General features: G+C 47.9%; 18 protein-coding genes, 1 pseudogene and 1 other annotated feature. Of the genes and pseudogenes, 16 read left to right on the top strand and 3 right to left on the bottom strand.

Going from position 1 to position 21,306, the window contains the following annotated elements:
• Positions 1 to 32 precede the first annotated feature (32 nt).
• Together JCM11969_RS01495 and JCM11969_RS01490 are read left to right on the top strand one after the other, a co-directional pair.
• Positions 33 to 1,148 (top strand): mucin-binding protein, encoded by a 1,116-nt coding sequence (locus JCM11969_RS01495; RefSeq protein WP_156319216.1) that lies wholly within the window; start codon positions 33 to 35, stop codon positions 1,146 to 1,148.
• The gene (locus tag JCM11969_RS01490) at positions 1,061 to 1,795 is read left to right on the top strand and encodes an LPXTG cell wall anchor domain-containing protein (protein ID WP_225353086.1); all 735 of its coding nucleotides are present in this window, start codon (positions 1,061 to 1,063) and stop codon (positions 1,793 to 1,795) included. Before JCM11969_RS01495 ends, JCM11969_RS01490 begins: the two co-directional genes overlap by 88 nt.
• 152 nt (positions 1,796 to 1,947) lie before the next feature.
• Here JCM11969_RS01490 and JCM11969_RS01485 read toward each other — a convergent pair whose 3' ends face one another.
• From JCM11969_RS01485 to JCM11969_RS16890, 3 genes are all read right to left on the bottom strand, one after another.
• Complete coding sequence (locus JCM11969_RS01485; RefSeq protein ID WP_156319215.1) at positions 1,948 to 2,637, bottom strand: PTS sugar transporter subunit IIBC family protein; 690 nt, start codon at positions 2,635 to 2,637, stop codon at positions 1,948 to 1,950.
• Positions 2,638 to 2,809: 172 nt separating this feature from the next.
• Positions 2,810 to 3,325 carry a PTS sugar transporter subunit IIBC family protein gene (locus tag JCM11969_RS01480; protein WP_054707360.1) on the bottom strand — a complete coding sequence of 172 codons (516 nt, stop codon included), beginning with the start codon at positions 3,323 to 3,325 and terminating at the stop codon, positions 2,810 to 2,812.
• Positions 3,326 to 3,598: 273 nt separating this feature from the next.
• On the bottom strand, positions 3,599 to 4,006 hold the full coding sequence (locus tag JCM11969_RS16890; RefSeq protein WP_082409116.1) for an EAL domain-containing protein: 408 nt from the start codon (positions 4,004 to 4,006) through the stop codon (positions 3,599 to 3,601).
• Positions 4,007 to 4,782: 776 nt separating this feature from the next.
• Here JCM11969_RS16890 and JCM11969_RS18160 point away from each other — a divergent pair.
• The 14 genes and pseudogenes from JCM11969_RS18160 (at position 4,783) to JCM11969_RS01425 (ending at position 20,980) form a co-directional block, all read left to right on the top strand.
• Positions 4,783 to 4,923, top strand: coding sequence for a hypothetical protein (locus tag JCM11969_RS18160; protein WP_169790381.1), 141 nt, complete (start codon positions 4,783 to 4,785; stop codon positions 4,921 to 4,923).
• A gap of 62 nt (positions 4,924 to 4,985) precedes the next feature.
• A complete protein-coding gene (locus JCM11969_RS01470) occupies positions 4,986 to 6,785 on the top strand; it encodes an MBG domain-containing protein (RefSeq protein WP_054707357.1) in 1,800 nt (599 codons plus the stop codon).
• 8 nt (positions 6,786 to 6,793) lie between these two features.
• Entirely contained in the window at positions 6,794 to 7,837 is a 1,044-nt protein-coding gene (locus tag JCM11969_RS01465) for an MBG domain-containing protein (RefSeq protein WP_054707354.1), read from the top strand.
• A complete protein-coding gene (locus tag JCM11969_RS01460) occupies positions 7,834 to 10,989 on the top strand; it encodes a beta strand repeat-containing protein (RefSeq protein ID WP_156319213.1) in 3,156 nt (1,051 codons plus the stop codon). The genes JCM11969_RS01465 and JCM11969_RS01460 overlap by 4 nt, the downstream gene beginning before the upstream one ends.
• Positions 10,890 to 11,288: an LPXTG cell wall anchor domain-containing protein gene (locus JCM11969_RS01455; RefSeq protein WP_082409114.1), complete on the top strand. Its 399-nt coding sequence runs from the start codon at positions 10,890 to 10,892 to the stop codon at positions 11,286 to 11,288. Before JCM11969_RS01460 ends, JCM11969_RS01455 begins: the two co-directional genes overlap by 100 nt.
• A 328-nt stretch (positions 11,289 to 11,616) precedes the next feature.
• The gene (locus JCM11969_RS18155; protein WP_169790380.1) at positions 11,617 to 11,757 is read left to right on the top strand and encodes a hypothetical protein; all 141 of its coding nucleotides are present in this window, start codon (positions 11,617 to 11,619) and stop codon (positions 11,755 to 11,757) included.
• 37 nt (positions 11,758 to 11,794) lie between these two features.
• Positions 11,795 to 11,935 (top strand): RH3 domain-containing protein, encoded by a 141-nt coding sequence (locus JCM11969_RS18150; RefSeq protein WP_169790379.1) that lies wholly within the window; start codon positions 11,795 to 11,797, stop codon positions 11,933 to 11,935.
• A gap of 49 nt (positions 11,936 to 11,984) precedes the next feature.
• The gene (locus JCM11969_RS20170; protein WP_082409113.1) at positions 11,985 to 12,113 is read left to right on the top strand and encodes a KxYKxGKxW signal peptide domain-containing protein; all 129 of its coding nucleotides are present in this window, start codon (positions 11,985 to 11,987) and stop codon (positions 12,111 to 12,113) included.
• Positions 12,095 to 14,509: an MBG domain-containing protein gene (locus JCM11969_RS01450; RefSeq protein ID WP_054707345.1), complete on the top strand. Its 2,415-nt coding sequence runs from the start codon at positions 12,095 to 12,097 to the stop codon at positions 14,507 to 14,509. Before JCM11969_RS20170 ends, JCM11969_RS01450 begins: the two co-directional genes overlap by 19 nt.
• A gap of 814 nt (positions 14,510 to 15,323) precedes the next feature.
• Positions 15,324 to 16,235 carry an EAL domain-containing protein gene (locus JCM11969_RS01445; RefSeq protein ID WP_065928475.1) on the top strand — a complete coding sequence of 304 codons (912 nt, stop codon included), beginning with the start codon at positions 15,324 to 15,326 and terminating at the stop codon, positions 16,233 to 16,235.
• Positions 16,138 to 16,770 (top strand): hypothetical protein, encoded by a 633-nt coding sequence (locus JCM11969_RS01440; RefSeq protein ID WP_225353079.1) that lies wholly within the window; start codon positions 16,138 to 16,140, stop codon positions 16,768 to 16,770. Before JCM11969_RS01445 ends, JCM11969_RS01440 begins: the two co-directional genes overlap by 98 nt.
• Before the next feature lie 46 nt (positions 16,771 to 16,816).
• Complete coding sequence (locus tag JCM11969_RS01435) at positions 16,817 to 18,079, top strand: glycosyltransferase family 2 protein (protein ID WP_082409128.1); 1,263 nt, start codon at positions 16,817 to 16,819, stop codon at positions 18,077 to 18,079.
• Positions 18,080 to 18,307: 228 nt separating this feature from the next.
• Positions 18,308 to 18,545, top strand: a binding site (T-box leader).
• 162 nt (positions 18,546 to 18,707) lie between these two features.
• A pseudogene (gene brnQ, locus JCM11969_RS01430) lies at positions 18,708 to 20,113 on the top strand (branched-chain amino acid transport system II carrier protein).
• Positions 20,114 to 20,674: 561 nt separating this feature from the next.
• Entirely contained in the window at positions 20,675 to 20,980 is a 306-nt protein-coding gene (locus JCM11969_RS01425; RefSeq protein ID WP_054707337.1) for a hypothetical protein, read from the top strand.
• The last annotated feature ends 326 nt before the right edge of the window (positions 20,981 to 21,306 follow it).

The following is a 21,306-nucleotide window of genomic DNA, read 5'->3' as shown; positions in this document are numbered from 1 at the left end:
CGGCTGGCGGTGATCAAGTTGTCCAGATCCACGTGGCGCATACGCATACACAATCGTCAATGACGACCCAGGATACAGTGAGCTATGAAGGCTTACAAACTGATAAGGCACAGACCGCAAAGTTACAATCAGTTACCTGGGACGTCGACACCGACGAAGCTACTGGTACAAGCACCTACACACCAGAGACAGCACAGACTGCGATTGAGAGTCCCGCCGTTGACGGGTACACAGCGGATCAGACGACGGTCTTGTTTGATCAAGCTTCTGATACGACCGCACCGGAAAATCAGTCAAAGACTGTGACCTATACAGCTGATCCTCAAACGCTAACTGTGACCTATATTGATGATGCGACTGGTGAAACGATGCCCGCGCTCGATACAACTTTAACCGGTACGACGGATGAGACTGGCACCTATACAGTATCAGTACCGACTAACTATGTTTTGAGTCAGGGACAATCAGCCAGTGTCGCCTACACGTATACAACGGATAATACGGATGATATTACCGTTCATTTAACACACGCTATTGCTGATGGGACGACGAACACGACACGGACGATTTACTACGTGGTTGAAGGCGATAACAGTCAGAACCCAACGCCAACCACGCAGACTGTGACGTGGAAGGTTGAACGTGACATGGTGACTGGTGCAATTGTTGCCACAGCCGAAGGCGATTACGAGGCTTCAGATAGCCCTGAAGTGAGCGGCTATACCCCTGATCAGGCCACGGTTGCAGCAGAAACACTGGGCGCAATCGATACCCAGCCAACGGATACAAAGGTATATGTGGCATACACGGCTGATCCTGCGACTGAAAAGGTCACCTATATTGATGATGCAACTGGCGAAGAAATGCCGACGCTTGACACCACCATTGATGGCTACACTGGGATGAAGGGCACCTATGATGTAACAGTTCCGAACAACTATGTCCTAGGTCAGGGTCAATCTGCTGAGGTCGCCTACACGATGCAGCCTGGCGAGACGGCGCTAACCGTTCATTTAAACCACATGATTGTTGACGGGACACAGCCACAACGACGAGAACGATTACGTACGTTGTCCCTGGTGACCCAAGCGCAGCACCAAAGACGGTTACCCAAGATATCACGTGGAAGGTCGTTCGTGACATGGTGACTGGATCAAGTTACGCGACGGCACAAAATGGATATGATGAAGTTGATACTCCAACATTGGTTGGCTACACAGCCGATAAGTCAAGTGTTGCGCAAGTATTGTTTGGCAACGAACCTACGAGTGATTTAGCGGATTCAACCGTTGTTGTCACATACACAGCTAACCCAGTTGCCCCAGATAATGGTGGCAATGGTGGGAATGACAGTGACGGTGGCACGCCTACCACAACGGGGACTGATTCATCGACTCCGGGTAACGATACGGCGACTGACAACGATGGTGACACCGTTTCAGGCAATGACAATGGCAAGAGTGGCGATTCTGGTGACACAACTACCAGCAGTTCTAGTCATGGCGATACCGTTACTCATGGTCAAGCTAATGAAAATTCTTCAGTGGCAACAACAGCTAAAGGTGATACCACAACTGGTAAGCAAGAAACTACTAACCGGACATTGTCTGGAACACTGACCACTTCAAGCGCTGATACAGGTGGTGACAAGTCAGTAACTGGCACGGCTGATAAGACTTCTAAGTTGCCGCAAACGAGTGAGCAACAAAGCGGTGTATGGGCAATTGTTGGAGCTTCATTGATGGGCTTACTTGGTTTGATTGGTTTTGGTAAGAAGAAACGTGAAGATGATTAGTGACTAGGAAATGATGAGTTACTAATGAATATAAGCGACTGAATGTAATTAAGCATTCAGTCGCTTTTATGGCCTTCGGGAGCGCGTATTTTGAATAGGACGTTACTGCAGACAAAAAAGCACCTAAATTGGGTGCTCTTTTACGTTGATATTTATTCAAGTGACCCCAAAGCCTTCGCGAGGTCATTTTGTTCACTGACAAAATGATCATATTCAGGTGTATTCAGGTAGTTATTAATACTGATGATGGCGTGCGCATCAGGCGCTATTGCCTGAACGCGCTCCAAATAATCATGACGCACAAAGATGGTCGCGTTGGTGGTATTTTTTAAGCGGTTGATTGGCTCCGACGTGAGGGCAAACTCATTGTGCCCGGCACGGCGCAATTTGTCGTGCAGAATTCTAGCGCCCATTGATGGTGATCCCATGCCAGCATCTCCGGTCACAATCACATGATTGCTCGTTGATACTGCTTGAGCGTCGACTTGCTGGTGACGGTACTTGGGTGCGATCCAAGCCAACCAAGCCGCAGTAATTGAAAATGAGACTAAGGTTGAGGACAAAATACCGGCAATGACACCAATGTAATTATGCCAGCCACTTGGTGTGAGCATCAGAATAGTAATAATGGATCCAGGTGACGGGTCGGCACGCAGGCCAACGTGCATCATACTAAAGGTGAAAGTGCCTGTGACACCGCCACAGATAACTGATACTAATAGCTGGGGGTGTTTTAGGACATATGGAAAGTAGACTTCGTGAATGCCACCCAGTGCGTGAATAATAAGCGCATTGCCAGCATATTTTCTAGCACGGTGATTGCCAAACAGTGCAAATGCCAAAAGCAACCCGATTCCAGGTCCAGGATTGGTTTCTAGCAGGAACAAAATGGAGTGGCCAGAAGCAATGGCTTGATTAGTCCCCAGCGGTTTAAAATGCCGTGGTTGATCGCATTGTTTAGGAAGAACACTTTGGCTGGTTCGATGACGACATTCATCAGTGCTAGTAAGTGGTTCACAAATAACCAGTGGGTTGCAGTCTCCAGTACCTGACTGAACCAGTCGATGATGGGGGCCAATACAAAATAGGCGCCAAGCTGGTGACCATGCCAAGAAAGGCTGCCGTCAGGTTATTGACTAGTAGTTCAAATCCCTGGCTAACATGCTTACGCAATGACGTATCGGTGATTCGCATCAGCCAACCGACTACTGGGCCAATAATCATGGCACCGAGTAATGCCGAGTCTTTCATCCCACAAATTAGACCAAGTGTCGCAATTGCCGCGACCAGGCTGCCACGTTGACCGCCCTTGATCCGTCCACCAGTGGATGCTAGCAAGATTGGTAGTATATATTTTCCCATCATCGTGACAAGTTGATTGATTTGCGGATTGGGGAACCAGCCAGAGTTACTAAAAATTGCCGAAAGTAACCCCCAAGCGATGAACGCTCCAATGTTGGGCATCACCATGTCGGTTAGGCTGGTGCCGATTGCCCTGATTTGTCGGTTGATTATTTTTAAGTATTTCATGCCCCGCCCCTCTTTGCGACGATATTTACTCGAGTTCAGTTAGGCGAGGGCGGCCAAAATAGTAACCTTGAACGATATCGGCCGGATAGTTGGTCGCCACTTTCAGGTCACTTTGCGCTTCAAACCCCTCAATTGCTAAAAATGTATTATTAATCCGCGCTTGTTCCCACCAAAATTGCAGTTGGGGACTCACACTTGTGATGAAGTCTCGCTTGCCCCGAAAATTCTGAAGCGCAAACTTATATTCTTGGACCACATCTGACATCTGTTCAGCTAAGGTAATATCATTGGCACCGGTGCCACATCATCGAGACAGACCCATAATCGTTGTTGCTGCAAGGCACTAGCGGCTGAACGAAGCTGCCCGATGTTGATGCCGTATTTGTGTTCAGTTAGTTCCACAATGATCTGAGTATCAGGGCAATCACGTTGTGCTGCACCAAGTTCTGTCGCATATTGGGAATCAATGAACTGGGGTTGATCGAGATTCAATGATACCAGTTGAATGCTGTCTGGCAGTGACTTTATAGTTGACACCAATAGGCTCGCAATGTCTTTTTGTGAAAATTTGCCGAAGTCTTTTGGGAACACCCATTGACCTTCTTTTAATTCACGCAAAAACAGTTCATACCCGATCAATTCGCGGGCTGAGTACTTTTCTTGACTCATAAAGCGCAACATGTGTTCACCCCCAAAACCTTTGGTGTAAGTCTATACTATGCATTATAGACCAATTCCCGGCTAGTCACACTATCAGTATAAGAATATTTACACTTCACCGTATATATTGGTTGAGCTAGTATCCAATCACGAATTCGATGCTTGAGGCTTAGCAAATAAACTTGTCACAAGAAAGTTGAACAAATAGTCTTACACCGATGAATCTCATTTTAGTGAATGGCCGATTAACAACATATTTAAATGAAATAGACAGTGAAAAGTGGGCTAAGTGCGGCTATTGCATTTGGTCTCCTTTTCCGGTATAGTCGTTTTTTTATGTGACGGTTCGTCATTCTTTTACACGATATAGGGAATCACTGGTTACGAACTGGAGAGTTCTGTTTGAGTTTTCTGGCTGCAGAGCTTGGCTGGCGACGTGGGGCTATGTCACATTGCCTAAACGTGTTCAGCAAGGCACGGGGCTAACGTGTAACGGGCTCTAACCAAAAAGTCAGACCCGGACTTTTCGGTCAGAGCCCGTTACACACCGCCCCTAAACCGCCTTGCTTCACACTCTGTTCGTCTTATACGAACAATTAGTTAAGCTTTCAAATTCACTAAAAAGAAGTAAGCAAAAACTAGTGCATTACCCAGCAACATGTGTTACAGTATCATAGTTGAATACGGGAATTAGTTTTATAATAAAACTAGTATATACGTATTTACTTTCAGACGTGTAACAACTACAATTAGATTGTAATCATTAAAAACTAAATATTTTGGAGGAGGTGGACTTCTTGGGGAAAAAGAAGTTTACAACAACGCTTGATAGCGAGCTTATTAAGCAGCTGAAGATTCGCGCGGTGGAGGAAAACACCAGTGTAGCTAGTCTTTTGGAGGGATTAGTTAAGCAGTATCTTCAAATCAAAACGTTGTAAAAATGCATCAAGCATAGGTAATGGGAGCAATATAGGCATTTAAAATGAATGGGGGTTCTACCATGGTCGGCAAGAACAATCGGAGTAAAGAAGTACAATCAAATTTGCAACAACACTACAAGGCATACAAATCAGGTAAGCGCTGGGTTTTCGCCAGCATCGCTAGCCTGTCTTTAGGTATGGCCTTGTTTTTTGGCGCCGGTGTGACATCATACGCAGATTCAACATCAACTAGCACAGCAGACACAACCGCGACTGCCACCAGCAGTGCCAACCAATCGTCACAGTCGTCTTCAGATACAACCAGTGAGTCAACAACGGCTGATAGTGATGCAGCATCGACCACTTCAACAACGACAACGGATGATGCCACAACAGCATCATCAAGCAATGACGCAACGTCGGCTACGTCTTCTAGTGATGCATCAACGCAATCAACTGACGCAGCAACTGCATCTTCAACCACTGCTGCAACTGCCCAAACGGAGGCTGCAACTGCATCAAGTGATGACAGCACTTCTACTGATCCGGCAAGTGACGCAACTACTACTAACGAAAATACAGACAACTCATCAACTCAAACCAATACAGCTTCAAACTCAAACAGCACCAGCAGTGACACGGCCAGCACGGACACCTCAACCGACGTCAAAACAACTGACCTAGGATCAACGGACAACGACACGCTTAACGCTGCCAAAACAGCCGCTGCAGCCGACTACGCAACAACTGGTCAAGCACAAAAGATCGTTGCCTCCTCCGCAGCGCAAACTGCTGAGATCGACGCAACCGTTGGAACGACCACAAAAACGTACGACAACGACGCGTCAACACCATTGAACTTCACGGTCACTCTGGCTAACGGGGTGAACGCGCCGAGTGAATGGTATGCCACTGACACGGCAAACGAATACTATGTTGCCTCAGATTCTGGCAACCTGGATATTGATACAACTGACCAAAACGTTGGCACGTACGCTGTGACCCTTTCAACAACCGGTCTGGCAAACTTGCAGGCGGTTAACATTGGCAAAACGATTACGACCGACAACATCGTTGCTGGTTCATTAGTCATCAGCAAGGTTGAAGCGGCCTCAAACTCAATCGTGATTGCCGGCGATAACAAGAATTACGACAATGATGCCTCAACTAATCCAACAAGCTACGTTGTCACACTGGGCAGCGATTTGGTTGCACCAGAAAGCTGGACAGCGAACACCGATGGCACTTACACAGTTGACCTTTCAACCAACGATATCGATGCTGATATCACCAGCCAGCAGCCAGGCAGTTACGAAATCACGTTATCTGCTCAAGGCATCGCTGATTTGGAAGCTGTTAACACGAACTACACGATTCCAACGACAGCAGTACGTTCCGGCTGGTTCAACATCGTTAAAAATGATCAGGCGGTTGTTGGCTCCATCAGTATGAATAAGGGTACCAGCTTACCATCAGGTCTGTACGTTACCATCAACAATGCAAGCAGCTACCAAGTTCCAACCGACTGGACTGCTAGCTATACTAACGCAGCCCAATCCAGCATTGTGTACACTGTGCCGATGAGTTATTTTGATACATCAGCTGTGAACACTAGCACCGATGGCCAGTACACGATTAAATTGAGCGATGCAACGATTAGCTCATTGAACGCTTCGAATGCTAGCCTGCAATTGACCGCTAACAATGTGTCAGATGGTACGGTTACGGTTCATGATGCAACATCGACCTCTACTGAGTTTACGCCAGCCAATATGTATACGACAATTTCTAATACCTCAGCTGTATATTCAAGTGGGTCGTTGTTGAATCTTAACCTCAGAATTTTGAACAATAATACGGTTGCTAACTGGATAACCTAACTGAATATTTGGTTGTTCCAGCAGGTTTCGTTATTGGTGAAACTGATAGCACTGGTAATGCAGTGGTCGCATCTGATCCAGCAAGTACGATTACTTCCGAAATCACGCAATCACTTACAGATTACAATGTTGCATACACGGGCTTGTCTGTTACCCAAGAAACGTCATACAAAGATCGTCAAGTCTTCAAGATTTCATTTGACAGTGTCACAACGTTCAACGGAAGTGTCACGCTAGATAACTTGTTCCCTGTTACCATCGTGACAGATCCTAACTCAACTGTAACGAGTGGGTACATTGGTCCGAACACTTCAGCACCTGACAGTGGGGCACTTTACATTACCGATAACTTTGCAGATACTCAAGGTGACTATGCCGTTGATGGGTATGGTGCTTATGTAAATGTTCCTGAAATTGCCAATGCACTTGGAATAGACGACGCTTATATTTTAAATAGTACTTACACTAACTATATTTACCAATATGGCATCGTCCAAGCTCAAGTCCAAGACACCTACAACTTCGTAGGCCCAGACGGCGTTTCTCTCGGCAGCAAGACCATAATCGGCACACCGCAAACAACCTACAACACGCTGTCACTCGTCCCAACGACCATCGTCCAAAACGGCATCACTTATGAACTCAAAGACGGTGCAGTAGCCACTTACGCAACCTACCCAGCAATCACCACGACCGTTTCAGACGCGGCAACGGTTGCTACGGGGAACACGTACACGGTGCAATACCTGCAGGTTATGGACACCACGCAAGCTGCCGGTGCCATCACTGATCAAACGATGTCATGGACGGGCAGCACACCAACCAGCTACACGGTCACTTTGCCAACTGGTTTGACTGCGCCAACAGGTTGGACTGCTAACGGTGACGGTACCTACACTATCGCAACCACCAGCGGCGACCTGAACGTCTCTGCCGTTTCACCAAACGTCGGCAGCTATGACGTCAGCCTTTCCGCTACGGGTCTCGCTAAGCTGGCAGCCGCAAATCAGGACTACCTGTTTGACAGCAACGTTATCGCACCGGGACTGTGACAGTAAAAGCGGGTCAATCTAACTATACGGTGACGATTACCGATACGGCTGGTAACAGTCTGCAACCAACGATCACTGAAAACTACACTTGGCCAGATGGCACCAGTGTTGATGGTGTCAACGTTGCGGTTAACGGCTATACTGCTGATGAGCTTCAGCAGGTCGTTGCAACGGCCAACACGAACTCACCCTACAACACTGAGGGCATCACCAAGATTACCTTCACAAATAATGGCGATGGGACGACAACCGCAACCTTCTTGAACACCGACAGCAGCAAGGATACAAGCTCAACTGTCTCTGCGCCAATTACAGCACTGATGGCAGAATTCGGTATCGGTGTCGGCAGCACGCCACAACTGACAGACCAGATGAAACAACAAATGGCTCAATTTACAAACATTGATGTCATCTACAATACTCAAGCTGCTTCAGCAACGGTTTCGTACGTTGACCAAGACGACAACAACGCGGTGATTAGCACTGATACAGCCGGCACATACGTTGGCGAAAACGGCAACTACATCATCACGATTCCGGCTGGTTACGCTCTTTCAGACGATCAAACCGCTACGATTCTTTCACAAGACGGCATCAATGCGGTTGCGTACAAAGTAACGGCTGATGACTCAGATGATCTGACCATTAACCTGGTGCACAAGTTGGACTACGGGACGGCAACGTCGACTCGGACAATCACTTATCAATTGGCCGATGGTGACGCCAGCAAGACGCCTGCTTCAACCACGCAGACGTTTAACTGGAACACGGTAACCGACGAAGCGACCCACGAAACTTACGCCACGATTTCAGGGAACACGACCTACGTTGTTTCACCTGAAGTTGCAGGTTACACAGCAAATCTGACAACGGTCGGTACTGTACCAACGCAAGCCTCGGTTGCTTTAACGGATATCGCAAAGGTTACCCCTGATGTGACCGTCACTTACACGGCAAATAAGCAAACAGCTGACCTGGTTTACGTTGATGATGATGCCAGTGATAACGCGGTTGTTAAGACTGATCAATTGACTGGTACAACGGATGCTACCACTACTTGGACTGCAACCATTCCAGCAGGCTACGAACTCGCATCCGACCAAGCTGCTTTCGGCAGTTACACCTTCGCAGCCAGCGACAACCCTGATGTGACGATTCACTTAGTCCACAGCCACACACTGACCCAGAATGCTGCTACAACGACGGATACCATTTCAAAAACGGGCCTCGCAACTGGCGACACCACCACATCGTACACGGTGAACTGGGATTCAGACACAGACAATGTGACGAAGACCACCACGTACACCCCAACGAGTGACGAACCAGCAACCTACACCCCAGCAGCAGTTGCCGGCTACACGGTAACACCAGGCTCAATCGACCTCACAAAGACTGCCACGACTGACACGCCAACTGACAACACCTACACGGTTACCTACACCGCTGACGCTCAGGCCGTCATCGTTAACTTCGTTGATGACAAGGGTAACACCTTGGCAACAACCACGATCAACGGTCAAACGGATGCAGCTGTTGATTACAGCTCAGCCGTTTCACAGGAACAAGCCCTCATCAACATGGGCTACACGCCAAAGGCTGGCACAACGAACACGTTGACCAGCGCCGCAACGACGTTTGATAACGTGGCCGATCCGGCCGGCAGTGCCTCACAAGTTTACACGGTTACCCTCGTGAAAAACAGCAACGTGAAGGTGACTGCGACGATCGTGCCAGTTGACGACAACGGGAACACGATTCCAAACACCACCAGCACCACGGTTTCAAACTATCCTGGCACGAGTGTTGACGTGCCAACGGTTCAAGGCTACACCGCCACCGTTTCGACTGTGACGATTCCAGCCGAAAAGACGCCAACAATCAAAGTGACCTACACCGCCAATGCCCAACAGGTCGTTGTGAACTTTGTGGATGACAAGGGGAACGACCTTGCCTCAACCACAATTGATGGTGTCTCAAATGGCACGATCGATTACAGCAGTGCGGTTGCTCAGGAACAAGCGCTGCTTAACCAGGGCTACACGCCTCAAAGCGGCAGTCTGAACACACTGACCAACGCTGCCAAGACGTTTGATACCAACGATGGCGTGAACCAGACCTATACGGTAACGTTGGCTAAGGTTGCGCCCGTTAAGGTCACGACGACCATTTCAGTGGTTGACCAAAACGGCAATGCGATTCCAGGCGCCAGTGACGTAACAACCACCAGTTACCCTGGTGACGCCATTAGCGTTCCTGAAATTGCGGGTTACACGCCGGAAACGACCACAGTAGCTACGCCTGCAACGAAGAATGGCAAGATCACTGTGACGTACACGGCTAACGTCCAATCGTTTGACGTGACCTACGTGGACGACGTGACTGGCCAACAAGTTGGTGTCACTGAAACCGTTACTGGTGTGACGAACGAAGACGGCACCTACACCGTTACCGTTCCTGCCAATTATGTTATGGCTAAGAACCAGGATGGTCAGATTGCCTACACCTTTACTGCTGATGGGGCTGCCAACCAGACGGTTCATTTGGCCCACAAGATCGTTGACGGCACAACTACCACAACGCGGACGATCAACTACGTATACGCCGATGGCACCCAAGCCGCAGCGCCCGTTACCCAGACAATGAACTGGAAGACGGTCAGCGATTTGGTTACCGGCACGTCATACGCCACCGCGCAAAACGGGTACGACGCTGTTGTAACCCCTGACCTAACTGGCTACACAGCTGACAAGGCCAGTGTTGCCCAGGAATTACTTGGCAATATTGCCACTGCTGACTTAGCTGACAGTACTGTCACGGTAGTCTACACTGCAAACCCAACTAACCCAGACAATGGCAATGGCGGGAACACGACTGACCCAACCAACCCAGATAATGGGAACGGCGGGAGCACAACTGACCCAACTAACCCAGACAATGGGAATGGCGGGAGCACGACTGATCCAACCAACCCAGATAATGGCAATGGTGGAACCACAACACCTGGTAACAACGGCAACGATGTCGCTACCAACCCGGCGATGCAGTCGTTGTGCCAAATGATGGTGACAACGCTTCTGGCTCGAATCAGACAAGCAACGGTACTGGGACAACCGGCAACGATGTGCACACGACCACGAATCAGGTCGTAACAGGCACAGACAATCACCAAACTGGCCAGCCTACTGGTAACAATGGCCAATCAACCGGCTTGACGGATGTGGCAACAACCACTGGCAACGCGACTGCTTCGGCAACGAATAGCCAAGTTGGTGCTGCTGACGCCACTACTGGTTCAGCAGTTACCGGCAAGGATGCTGCTAAACAACAAGCAACTGGCAAGCTCCCACAAACCAACGAGTCACAGTCTGGCGCATGGGCAATTGCCGGGGCATCACTCCTTGGACTGCTTGGCCTTGTAGGTTTTGGTAAGAAACGTAAGGAAGACTAAGTAGTTTGACTTAAGAACGGTGAATAACCTGTTTTCGATGTTCATAAAATAAAAGAAGTGTCATCCGAAGGCCACTAAAATGTGGACTTTTGGATGGCACTTTTTTTGAAGGATAATTGACAGGTGCCATATTTCAGGATGAAATGGGGCTGTTCAATAAAATTTATACCCATCAATTTCGAGTGTTATGTTGTCTATACAACAATACTTAAATACCTTGCGTCATATCTTACATCTTGGCGAGTCATACGTATTTACTAAGACGTGGGAACCGTATACAATGACACTATACTTTCGAGTAAATCTATTTTGGAGGAGATGAACTTCGATGGGGAAAAAGAAGTTTACCACAACATTAGACAGTGATCTGATCAAGCAACTGAAGATCATTGCGGTGGAAGAAGATACCAGTGTCGCAAACTTATTGGAGAAGCTTGCCAAGGATTATCTGACCACAAAAGTATCATAATCATCACGTCATTGTTTTTTAGAGGAGATGAACTTCGATGGGGAAAAAGAAGTTTACCACGACGTTAGACAGTGATTTGATCAAACAACTGAAGATTCGTGCGGTGCAGGAGAACACCAGCGTAGCCAGCCTTTTGGAGAGGTTAGTGCAAGCGTATCTGAAGTCGAAATCATTGTAATTTGACTGTTCGATTATTGTCATAGGAGTACAAACGGGGGTATTTGACTATGGTTGGAAAAAATAATCATGCACAGGATTTAAGGGATAATTTAACAACCCATTACAAGGCGTACAAGGCTGGCAAGCACTGGTGTTTGCGAGTCTTGCAAGCCTTACTTTGGGTGCAACCATTTTAGTAAGCGGTAACATTACGACTCATGCGGATACAACAAGTGCGGCTGATTCGGCCACGACAACCACAAATGACGGTAGTGACAGTGATTCAGCGGCGCTACAGTCGTCATCTAGTGCCACACTCAGTTCATCAACGGCTAGTTCAACGGCAACTGACGCGAACACAACCGGTGAAACGACCGCAGATTCGAGTAGTAGTGCGGCAACGGATGCTTCAACGATTACCGGTACAACCAGCGACAGTTCGACTACGGGTAGCACAGTAACTGATTCCAGCAGCAGTGCCACCGATTCGAACACCAGCTCTGCCAATAGCACGACGACCGAGACTGATTTAGGGGCCACCGATAGTGCAACCTTAGCCGCAACGAAACAAGCTGCGGCAGCGACCTTCAGCGCAACCGGTCAAGCACAGAAAATTACGGCCTCGTTAGCTGAAGCTGAGACAGCGGACGCAACAATCGGCTCCGTTACCAAAACATATGACGGCGCTGCGGTTGAGAACTTTGACGTGACGCTTGCTGATGGTTTAGTTGCGACAGATCCAGCAAGTACCGTGCAATCAGATATTGAAGCGACATTGACGCAGTATGGTGTGACAAGTACTGGACTTACTGTGACGCAGGAAGCAAACTATAACGATCGTCAGGTATTTAAGATTCAGTTTGCCAGTGTTACGACGAACAATGGTACTGTTTCTACGCAGAGTTTCCCGATCGACATTACAGTTGATCCAAATACCACGGTGACATCCGGGGCCTTCAGTCAATATAAAACGCGTGACCAAAGTGTGCTGTACTTAACTGATGATCCCGCTCAAACTCAGGGTGACTATGTTGTAAATGATTTGGGTGTGTACACAACAGTACCCGAGGTTGCGAATGCTTTGGGACTCACGGATGCATTTGCCTATGATAGTTCAACCGGTGGGCAATATGTCATTGTAAAGTCTCAAGTTGAAGATGTTTACTACCTCCAAAATGAGAACGGCGCTATTATTGACACGGTAACCACGACTGGAAATCCAGGCGACACGTACCTTACATCGTCAGTTGTACCAACGACGGTTGTGAATAACGGCATCACGTATCAGTTGGTTACGGGTTCTGTGCCAGCAACGAATACGTACACCTTAGATACTTCTACTCTTTCCAGTGCCAGTTCAACCATCATTGGCGGCCTCTATTACGTTCAATACAACCAAGTGGTCAGCGCACCAGGTGCAATCACGGACCAAACCATGACTTGGACGGGCGAAACACCAGACAGCTATACGACGACACTACCAGCTGGCATGGTCGCACCAACTTCTTGGACAGCAAATGGTGATGGCACCTACACATTGCCTGCAGATAGCGCAGATCTCGATACCAGTGCTGTTAAAGCGGATCCTGGCACCTACACGATCTCTCTGAGTGCCCAGGGACTGGCTGATTTGGCTGCTGCTAATACTGGTTACTTATTTGACAATCAAGTCGTGACTGCTGGGACGTTAACGATCACTGATGCTGAAGCAAAGTACACGGTCACGGTTCAAAATGATTCTGGTACTGTGCTGAGTACTACCAATCAGGATCTGACTTACCCGACTGGAACTGATGCTAATGGTGTTGACATCAGCGTGACTAACTACCCAGCAAGTGACTTGAAGACAATCACTGTCACCCAAAGCGACGGGACGGTTATCACGTACACGACGAATGGCGACAATTCAACCAAAGTAACGACAACCACAGCTGATGGCACGACTACCAGTCAAACACTGGCAGTTGGCATTACAGATGCTTCAATTTTGACGCCTTATGGGCTTGGGTTCGGGACTACGCCTTCGCTGGATGATACGGCTAAGATCGCCATGGCACCTTATTCAAGCATTGTTGTCACGTATGGCACGCTATCTAACCCAGGCAATGGCGGTGGCACCACTAACCCGTCAAATCCGGGCGATAACAATGGTAACGGAAATGGTGGTACGACGACACCAGGTGGCGATAACAATGGTAATGGCGGCACCACAACTCCAGGCGGCGGAAGTGATGTTACGACCACACCGGGGCAACCAGTTGTCGTTCCAGGTAACAATGGCAATGGTGGTAAGGGTAGTCAAACCAGTAATGGTAAGGGCGATAACCCAACCACGACGACACCTGGTTCAGGTGTTTCGTCAAATGGCGGTAGTGGAATTTCAACTACTACTGCACAAGCAACGGAGTCTGCAGCTATGAACGCCGAATCTGGCGCTAATAACACTCAAATGACTCAGAATGTTGCAGCAAACGCCGATAAGTTGCCACAAACAAATGAGCAACGGAGTGGTGCTTGGGCTGTAGCGGGCGTAACCTTGCTTGGATTGCTTGGCCTTGTAGGCTTAGGCAGAAAGAGACGTAAGCAAGATTAGTCGGTCAAATTTGTAATCAAGAAAGACACTCATCGTATGTAAGTGATGGGTGTTTTTTTGCGTGCTGATTGCTGATCCTAAATGTTATTAAACTGTAATATAAGGGTTCTTTGTGATAAACACGACATAGCATACAATACGGTTAGACGTGTAATGGTTGTAAAATCAAGTCTGATATAACACGGTGGGTGGGATTGAACTTGTGTGATGAAGTGTGTTTTAGGTTAGCTGTAGAATAAAACAACAAAACTAGCTTGTAATGCCGTTAAATAGGCTTTATGATAATAGGACTAAAGGGGCAATTTTAAGGCTATTTTGGTAGTTGGAACCTAAATTTGGTCGGTAACACTTTAGATAAGGAGTCTTTCCACAATTGAACGAGTAAGATGTCGCTTCTTAGCGAAATAGACCAATACAGGCAGTCTACTTGTTCCTTAATCGATACTATCAAGTCGACCTTAGTATGAAGCATAGCTATTAATAGCATTAGCAGCAGTCAAGGGCGAAGTTCTCCGCGAACAAGGGTTAATGCAATTGTGATGCTTAATCTGGGCAATAAGTAAGCTCAATGTTAGTGGAATGGCCCAATTTGGCACGGAGCCGTGGTGTCGACATCAGTTGGCGACCGTATTTTGGTCGGTTACTGATGTGCGAGACGATGAAGATCCATTCGAGAGCTGCGCAGCAGAAATCGAATTAGCTTCATCGCGAGCCACCACGACGGAGTGCCAAATTGCGGAATGCAACGAACTGATTAACTGATTATTCACACTTCAAAGGGAGAAACAAGTTTCAAGCAAAGGGGGAGATTGGGTTGCTTTGGCAGCTAGGTGTCAGGCTATTCATCATCTTCTGGGTGATCGTGGCGTTCTTCGCAATTTGGGTGGCGCATTTCTACTACGCGACTAGAAAGCGTACGAACGACTACTTCGATGATCCGGACCTTAAACTACAGTATTTTATACAAGAACAGGTCAATTACCGCGGCAAGGTGATCGGCTATGAATGTTTATTACGCCAGCAGCACCACGACGGCACGTGGACGCTGCCCAAGCAACTGGCAGGGATGCCGTTGCAACGGGTGGTGGTTCTCTTGGAGGAGACGTTCCGGCACTTACCAGTGGTGCATTACAGTCTATCGATCAACCTCACCTACGAGCAGATCATGGATCCTAACTTTCCATTGTTTGTCAGGTGGGCAATCAGTAAGATCGACCCGATGGACCTTGTGATCGAGTATCACGCAACGCAGCAACTACATAGTATTAGGCAAAAACAATTTATGCGTCAGATCACTAACGCAAAAGAGTATGGGGTTCGCATCGCCATTGACAACGCTGATTCAGAATTGACGAGTCTGCACAATATCGAGTGGCTGCTGCCGGCAGTCGACATTTTGAAATGTTCCATGCGGTCGTTTCGAAAGGAAGACCCGAATGTCTGGCTCGATTTAAATCTGCAATTCTGGAACAATTTGGCTAAGGACAACCACATATCTCTGTATTTAATGGGCATTGAGGACGCCAAGGATGAGGCCCTCGCCGAACAACTACAGATCGATTTTCGTCAGGGATATTTGTTTGGCAAGCCAGTCAATGAGATTGAGACTGGAATTGAGGCGACAGGCCATGCAACAGACGCACACCACAACGATCAAACCCTGCAAGTCACCGTCAACGACGGCGGCGACGCCACAGCCGACCCCGTCAACGGGCGACCGTGCTAAACAGCAATTGTATACGGACCTTTTCTTTGAAAAAGGGCACTGGGGACTCAAAATCAAGGAGTCGCTGGTGGCCTTGTTTGGCTTAATTTCGATGATCGTGCCGATCGTGATGACAGGCATTATTTTGACGCACCGGTCGATTCGTCTGTTTGGCGTCACCATTGATCTTCGTGGTGGGATGTATACGTTCGGATTCTTAGGGATTATCCTGCTGTTTTGTTTTGCGGTCACCGCGGTGTTTGCGATTTCGATGGTCCTGATTCAAAATCGAAAACGAGAGCGGCTGATCGAACAGTGGCCGACGTTTGATCCGTTGGATGAGCGGAACCGTGAGACTGAGTTGACGAAGTTCATGACAAAACGATTTGGTGAAGAGAAGTTTCGGCAGAACGTCCGGTTGTATCGGGTTCAGCCAGAACAAAATTTGGATACGCACGAGTTAGCTGAAATGGGCCAGGTCGATAAGGATAAAATTCTGGCAGAGCGTCAGGCCGAAAGAGAGGCCCTTGAGGAAGTGGGTGAGCGGCGTGCTTAACGGTATCTTTTCAACGAATTCGTTTGGTGACATTATACAGTTTTTAATGCTGATTCTGTGTTTATATCCAATCGTCGGCTCGTTCTTTTGGTTCTGGGGTGCGTTGTCGTACCGGTTCTTTAAAATCAACAAATGCGATGATTGGCACAGACTTAAGCCCGAAGACCAGCCGTTTATCACGATTATGATTCCCGCCCACAACGAGGAGATCATGATCGAACAAACCATTACCTATTTGTTTGAAAATCTGGATTACGAAAATTTTGAAGTGCTGGTCATGAACGATGGGTCGACCGACCATACCGCTGATATCGTCCACCGGTTGATGACAAAGTACGATCGGTTAAGGACTGTTGAAATCATTAAGAATAAGGGCAAGGCACACGCGTTTAACATCGGGATGTTCTTCGCTAAGGGCGAGTATATTTTGAGCAACGATGCCGACACGATTCCTGAACCAGAGGCGCTGATGAAGTACATGAATTTCTTCATTCACGACCAGGACATGAATACGGCTGCGGTGACCGCCAACATGGACGTGCAGAATCGAACGAGCATGCTGGGCAAGTCGCAAACCGTTGAGTTTTCCAGTATCGTGGGCGTTATCAAGCGTAGTCAGAGTGCCGTCAACGATTCCATGTACGCGTATAGCGGTGCCAACACGTTGTACCGAAAGAGTTCCCTGATTGAGGTGAATGGATTTCGGCAGGACCGGGCAACTGAGGATATCAGTGTGGCCTGGGACCAGCAAGTTAGCGGCAGTGTCCCACGGTTTGCCCCCAATATTATCTTCCATATGAACGTTCCTGAAACTGTGAAGGACCTCTATCATCAGCGCAAACGCTGGGCGCAGGGCGGCACGGAAGTCTGGTTAACCAACCTGAAGCCGTTTTTACGTCATCCCTTTCAACGGCGGTTTCAAATGTCGATGTTTATTGACTCAACGCTGTCCATCGTTTGGTCGTTCTTCTTTGTGATCTCGAGCCTGATCTTCGGCTTCTCCATGGTTAGTTTTCTGTTACAGGGTGACATGCAACTGTTTCTTCAAACGCTTTGCATGGCCTGCATCGTTGTGGCATTTGAACTTGTGGCTGGGTTGGTCCAGCTGGTGACAGCGCTGTTACTTGATCATCGAGGGGCCAAACTGAAATACTTGCCATTTGCACCGTTATACATGTTGTACTACTGGATGGTGAATCCCTTTACGGTTGTGACGACGTTTATTCCTGCGGTGAAAACAATTTTTGACGCTGGATCTGGGACCTGGGTCAGTCCAACGCGGCGAAAGTTTTCAGAGTCGAAGAAGTAAACTGAATTTTTATACACATTACGGTCGGCCATTTTTCTGTTGGCCGTTTTTCTAATCAGCAAATTAAGTTGAAAAAATTTTGCGATTAACCAAGAATAGGTCAACGCCTTATCATGCATGGCCTGGTGGGACATTGTTGACGCCCTTAACAAGTCGATTCACATTAAAATAACCTAATAAAATTGTTGACAAGCTGCTGAACCCTGATTATGATGGGGTCATAAATTAATAAACGCTATGAGAAAGTTGAGTAGCGATTAGGTGTCCGCAAGCGAGCTTCGTTTGGTGAGAGGAAGTGGGACACTAGTCGTGAAAATCCCTTTTGAGCGATGTACCGAACATCAGTAACGTACATTGGGCACACCCATTATCGTGTTAGCGTATCGCAGTTATGCCGTACGTGAAGAGGTTACATCAGCAATGATGCAACAATGATAAGGTGGTAACGTGCAGAGGCACCCTTAATTTAGACAATCGTCTGAATTAGGGGTGCCTTTTTGATTACATAAGGACTCATAGAGAAAGCGGGTGGTTTCAGTGGAAGATCAGATTAGTGGCATTAGCCAGATTCAAATTTATAGGTTACAGGTCGTTTGCGTCATCAAACATAATATGGGGGTCTTCAGTTATGGAACCAGTCAAAGATTTAAATCCAAAGCCTTTAACAGGCAAACAGTATTTCGTTGTTAGCTCAATGCTTTTCGGGCTCTTCTTCGGAGCCGGTAATCTTATTTTTCCAATTCATTTAGGGCAGCTTGCCGGGGGTCACTGGGTGTTAGCGACAGTCGGCTTCCTGGTAACCGCCGTGGTCTTACCACTCTGCTCCGTTCTGGCCGTTAGTGTGACCCATTCAAAGGGTGTTTATGACATTGGTCGGCCGCTGGGACCAGCGTTTGCGTTAGGCTTCATGGTCCTGATCCACGCCACCATCGGCCCGTTGTTTGGGACACCACGGACAGCCACGATTCCATTTTCAGTCGGTGTTCAGCCATTATTGCCCGCTAGTTGGGCGCACGTGGGTCTGTTTGTATTCTCAGCATTGTTTTTCGGAGCAGCCTTTCTCGTTTCCTACAAGGAATCCAACATCATGAATTCCGTTGGGAAAGTGCTCAACCCACTATTTCTTGTGATGTTATTCGTCGTCTTCCTCATGGGATTCGTTCATCCCATGAGCAGCGCTGGCACTCAGGCCGTGACCGCTGCATACAAGCACGCTTCCTTCTTTAACGGGTTTTTGGAAGGGTACAACACGATGGATGCCCTGGCCGGATTGGCCTTTGGGGTCACGGTCGTTACGGCTGTTAACCAGCTAGGCAAAACGACCGCTAAGAGTAACGCTAAAGTAACTGCCAAAGCTGGTGTTTTCGCCACTGGCATGATCGGCGTGATCTACGTTGGGTTGATCTGGTTGGGCGCCACAACGCTTGGCCGGTTCACGGTCTCCGCGGATGGTGGGACGGCTTTTAATCAATTGGTGACCTACTACATGGGTGCCTTTGGCCACGCACTGTTAGCCACTCTGCTGACAGTGACTTGCCTGACCACTGCCGTTGGTTGATTGCTGCATTCGCACAAGATTTCCACAAACATTTTTCACGGTTCAGTTACCGTCAATGGTTAGGCTTCATGGCCCTAGCGTCATTTCTGACCGCTAACTTCGGCTTGGATACGATCATCCAGTGGTCAACACCAATGCTGATGTTCCTGTACCCATTCGCAATGGTGCTGATCTTGCTGTCGATCTTCTCACCACTATTCCATCGCGACCCAGTAGTCTACCTGTTCGTCGTGGTCTTTACAGCGGTACCAGCATTCCTGGATATGATGGCATCGTTCCCGGCTGTTGTGAGTCAGAGTGCCTTAGGAAAGGCATTGGCTGGCTTCCAACAAAGCGTCTTGCCATTCGCAAATCTAGGCATGGACTGGGTCGTCCCAGCGGTTGTCGGTGCGGTACTTGGGTTAGGCGTTCACTTCTTGAGACCGGTATTTGCAGGTAAGCGGGATGTGAATTCGGCGCATGTGAGTGGTCGTTAGAGTTTGGAGCGAGGCGGTTAAGGGGCGGAGCGTAAGTAACTCTGGCAGAAATGCCTGAACTTGGCATTTTTGCCAGAGTTGCTTACGTAGTAGCCCCTTGCCTCGCGAAACACGTTTCAGCGTGGCAGCCTAAGAGCTCGACGCCAGAGGCACTCATCCAAGAAAAACCACAATTCTGAATTTGATATATGTGCCGAAGTTGCATATACAATAGGCTTTCACCTCATGGAACAAGAAATTGTCTAGAAGTGACAGCCAGGCACACCAAAAAATACTTTAATTTGTTTTCCAACCTTAAATCACACATAGCAATCTAAACAACAAACACATAGTCTCACCTTAACCAGCAAAATAATAGCGTCACTGACAGGCGTCAAGATTGAGCGGTTAAGCGAAAACACCCCTGTACATCTGACTGTGTACGGAGGTGTTTTTTTCTGCTTGATTTCTTAAGAACCAACTAAGAAATACCTGTCTAACATCGTTCCTAAGCCCGTCATATCAGGCTCATGGTACAATGAATCCAGCATCAAATGAGTGAAAAAAGGGGAGATAAGCACCATGTCATTACTAGCTATTATTGTAGACATCATTGCGTTAGGCGGCTATTATTTCCAGCTGAACGCCGCAAGTGTTGGCGTGTATTGGGTTGGCTTTATTTTAGAAATTATTTTAACTCTGATCTTGATTGTCTTTTGTTTCAACTACAAAGGACGTCGTTTCCGGAATCCGTGGATCTTTGGGTTTTACATGGCGACTTTGCCGTATGGGATTATTTTGATTTCGATGGTGCTTAATTTGATTATGGTATTTCTTTATGGGTTGAATGTTTTTGGTGTGAATTCGGTGGTGTTTAGCGGGTATTAGAGAGTGGAGGAAGGCGGGTTAGGGGCGGTGTGTAACGGACTCTGGCCGAAAAGTCCGGGCCTGACTTTTTGGTCAGAGTCCGTTACACGTTAGCCCCGTGCCCGAAACTCGTTTCGGCGTGGTGGCCTAGCAAGCCGGATTGATTACCACGCTTGATAGTTAAGCACTAACCTTAAAACCCACCCTCCAGGTAAATGGAAGGTGGGTTTATTTTTCGATTAGTTCTGGCGACGTGAGTTCTGGCCACATAGCGGAAACGTGTTCCGCGAGGCAGAAGGCTCCTGTGTAAGCAACTCTGGTCAAAAAAGTCAGACCCGGACTTTTCT

This window comes from Secundilactobacillus paracollinoides DSM 15502 = JCM 11969 (assembly GCF_001311135.1).
Classification (GTDB): Bacteria; Bacillota; Bacilli; order Lactobacillales; family Lactobacillaceae; genus Secundilactobacillus; species Secundilactobacillus paracollinoides.
The sequence above is the reverse complement of the archived record's forward strand: the minus strand, read 5'-3'. Positions and strand labels throughout refer to the sequence as shown.

Coding starts and splice junctions, on each gene's coding strand:
- JCM11969_RS18150 (WP_169790379.1), top strand. CDS start 11,795: ATGGGGAAAAAGAAGTTTACCACGACGTTAGACAGTGATTTGATCAAA.
- JCM11969_RS18155 (WP_169790380.1), top strand. CDS start 11,617: ATGGGGAAAAAGAAGTTTACCACAACATTAGACAGTGATCTGATCAAG.
- JCM11969_RS20170 (WP_082409113.1), top strand. CDS start 11,985: ATGGTTGGAAAAAATAATCATGCACAGGATTTAAGGGATAATTTAACA.
- JCM11969_RS01480 (WP_054707360.1), bottom strand. CDS start 3,325: ATGAAATACTTAAAAATAATCAACCGACAAATCAGGGCAATCGGCACC.
- JCM11969_RS01470 (WP_054707357.1), top strand. CDS start 4,986: ATGGTCGGCAAGAACAATCGGAGTAAAGAAGTACAATCAAATTTGCAA.
- JCM11969_RS01425 (WP_054707337.1), top strand. CDS start 20,675: ATGTCATTACTAGCTATTATTGTAGACATCATTGCGTTAGGCGGCTAT.
- JCM11969_RS16890 (WP_082409116.1), bottom strand. CDS start 4,006: ATGTTGCGCTTTATGAGTCAAGAAAAGTACTCAGCCCGCGAATTGATC.
- JCM11969_RS01440 (WP_225353079.1), top strand. CDS start 16,138: ATGCAACAGACGCACACCACAACGATCAAACCCTGCAAGTCACCGTCA.
- JCM11969_RS01435 (WP_082409128.1), top strand. CDS start 16,817: ATGCTGATTCTGTGTTTATATCCAATCGTCGGCTCGTTCTTTTGGTTC.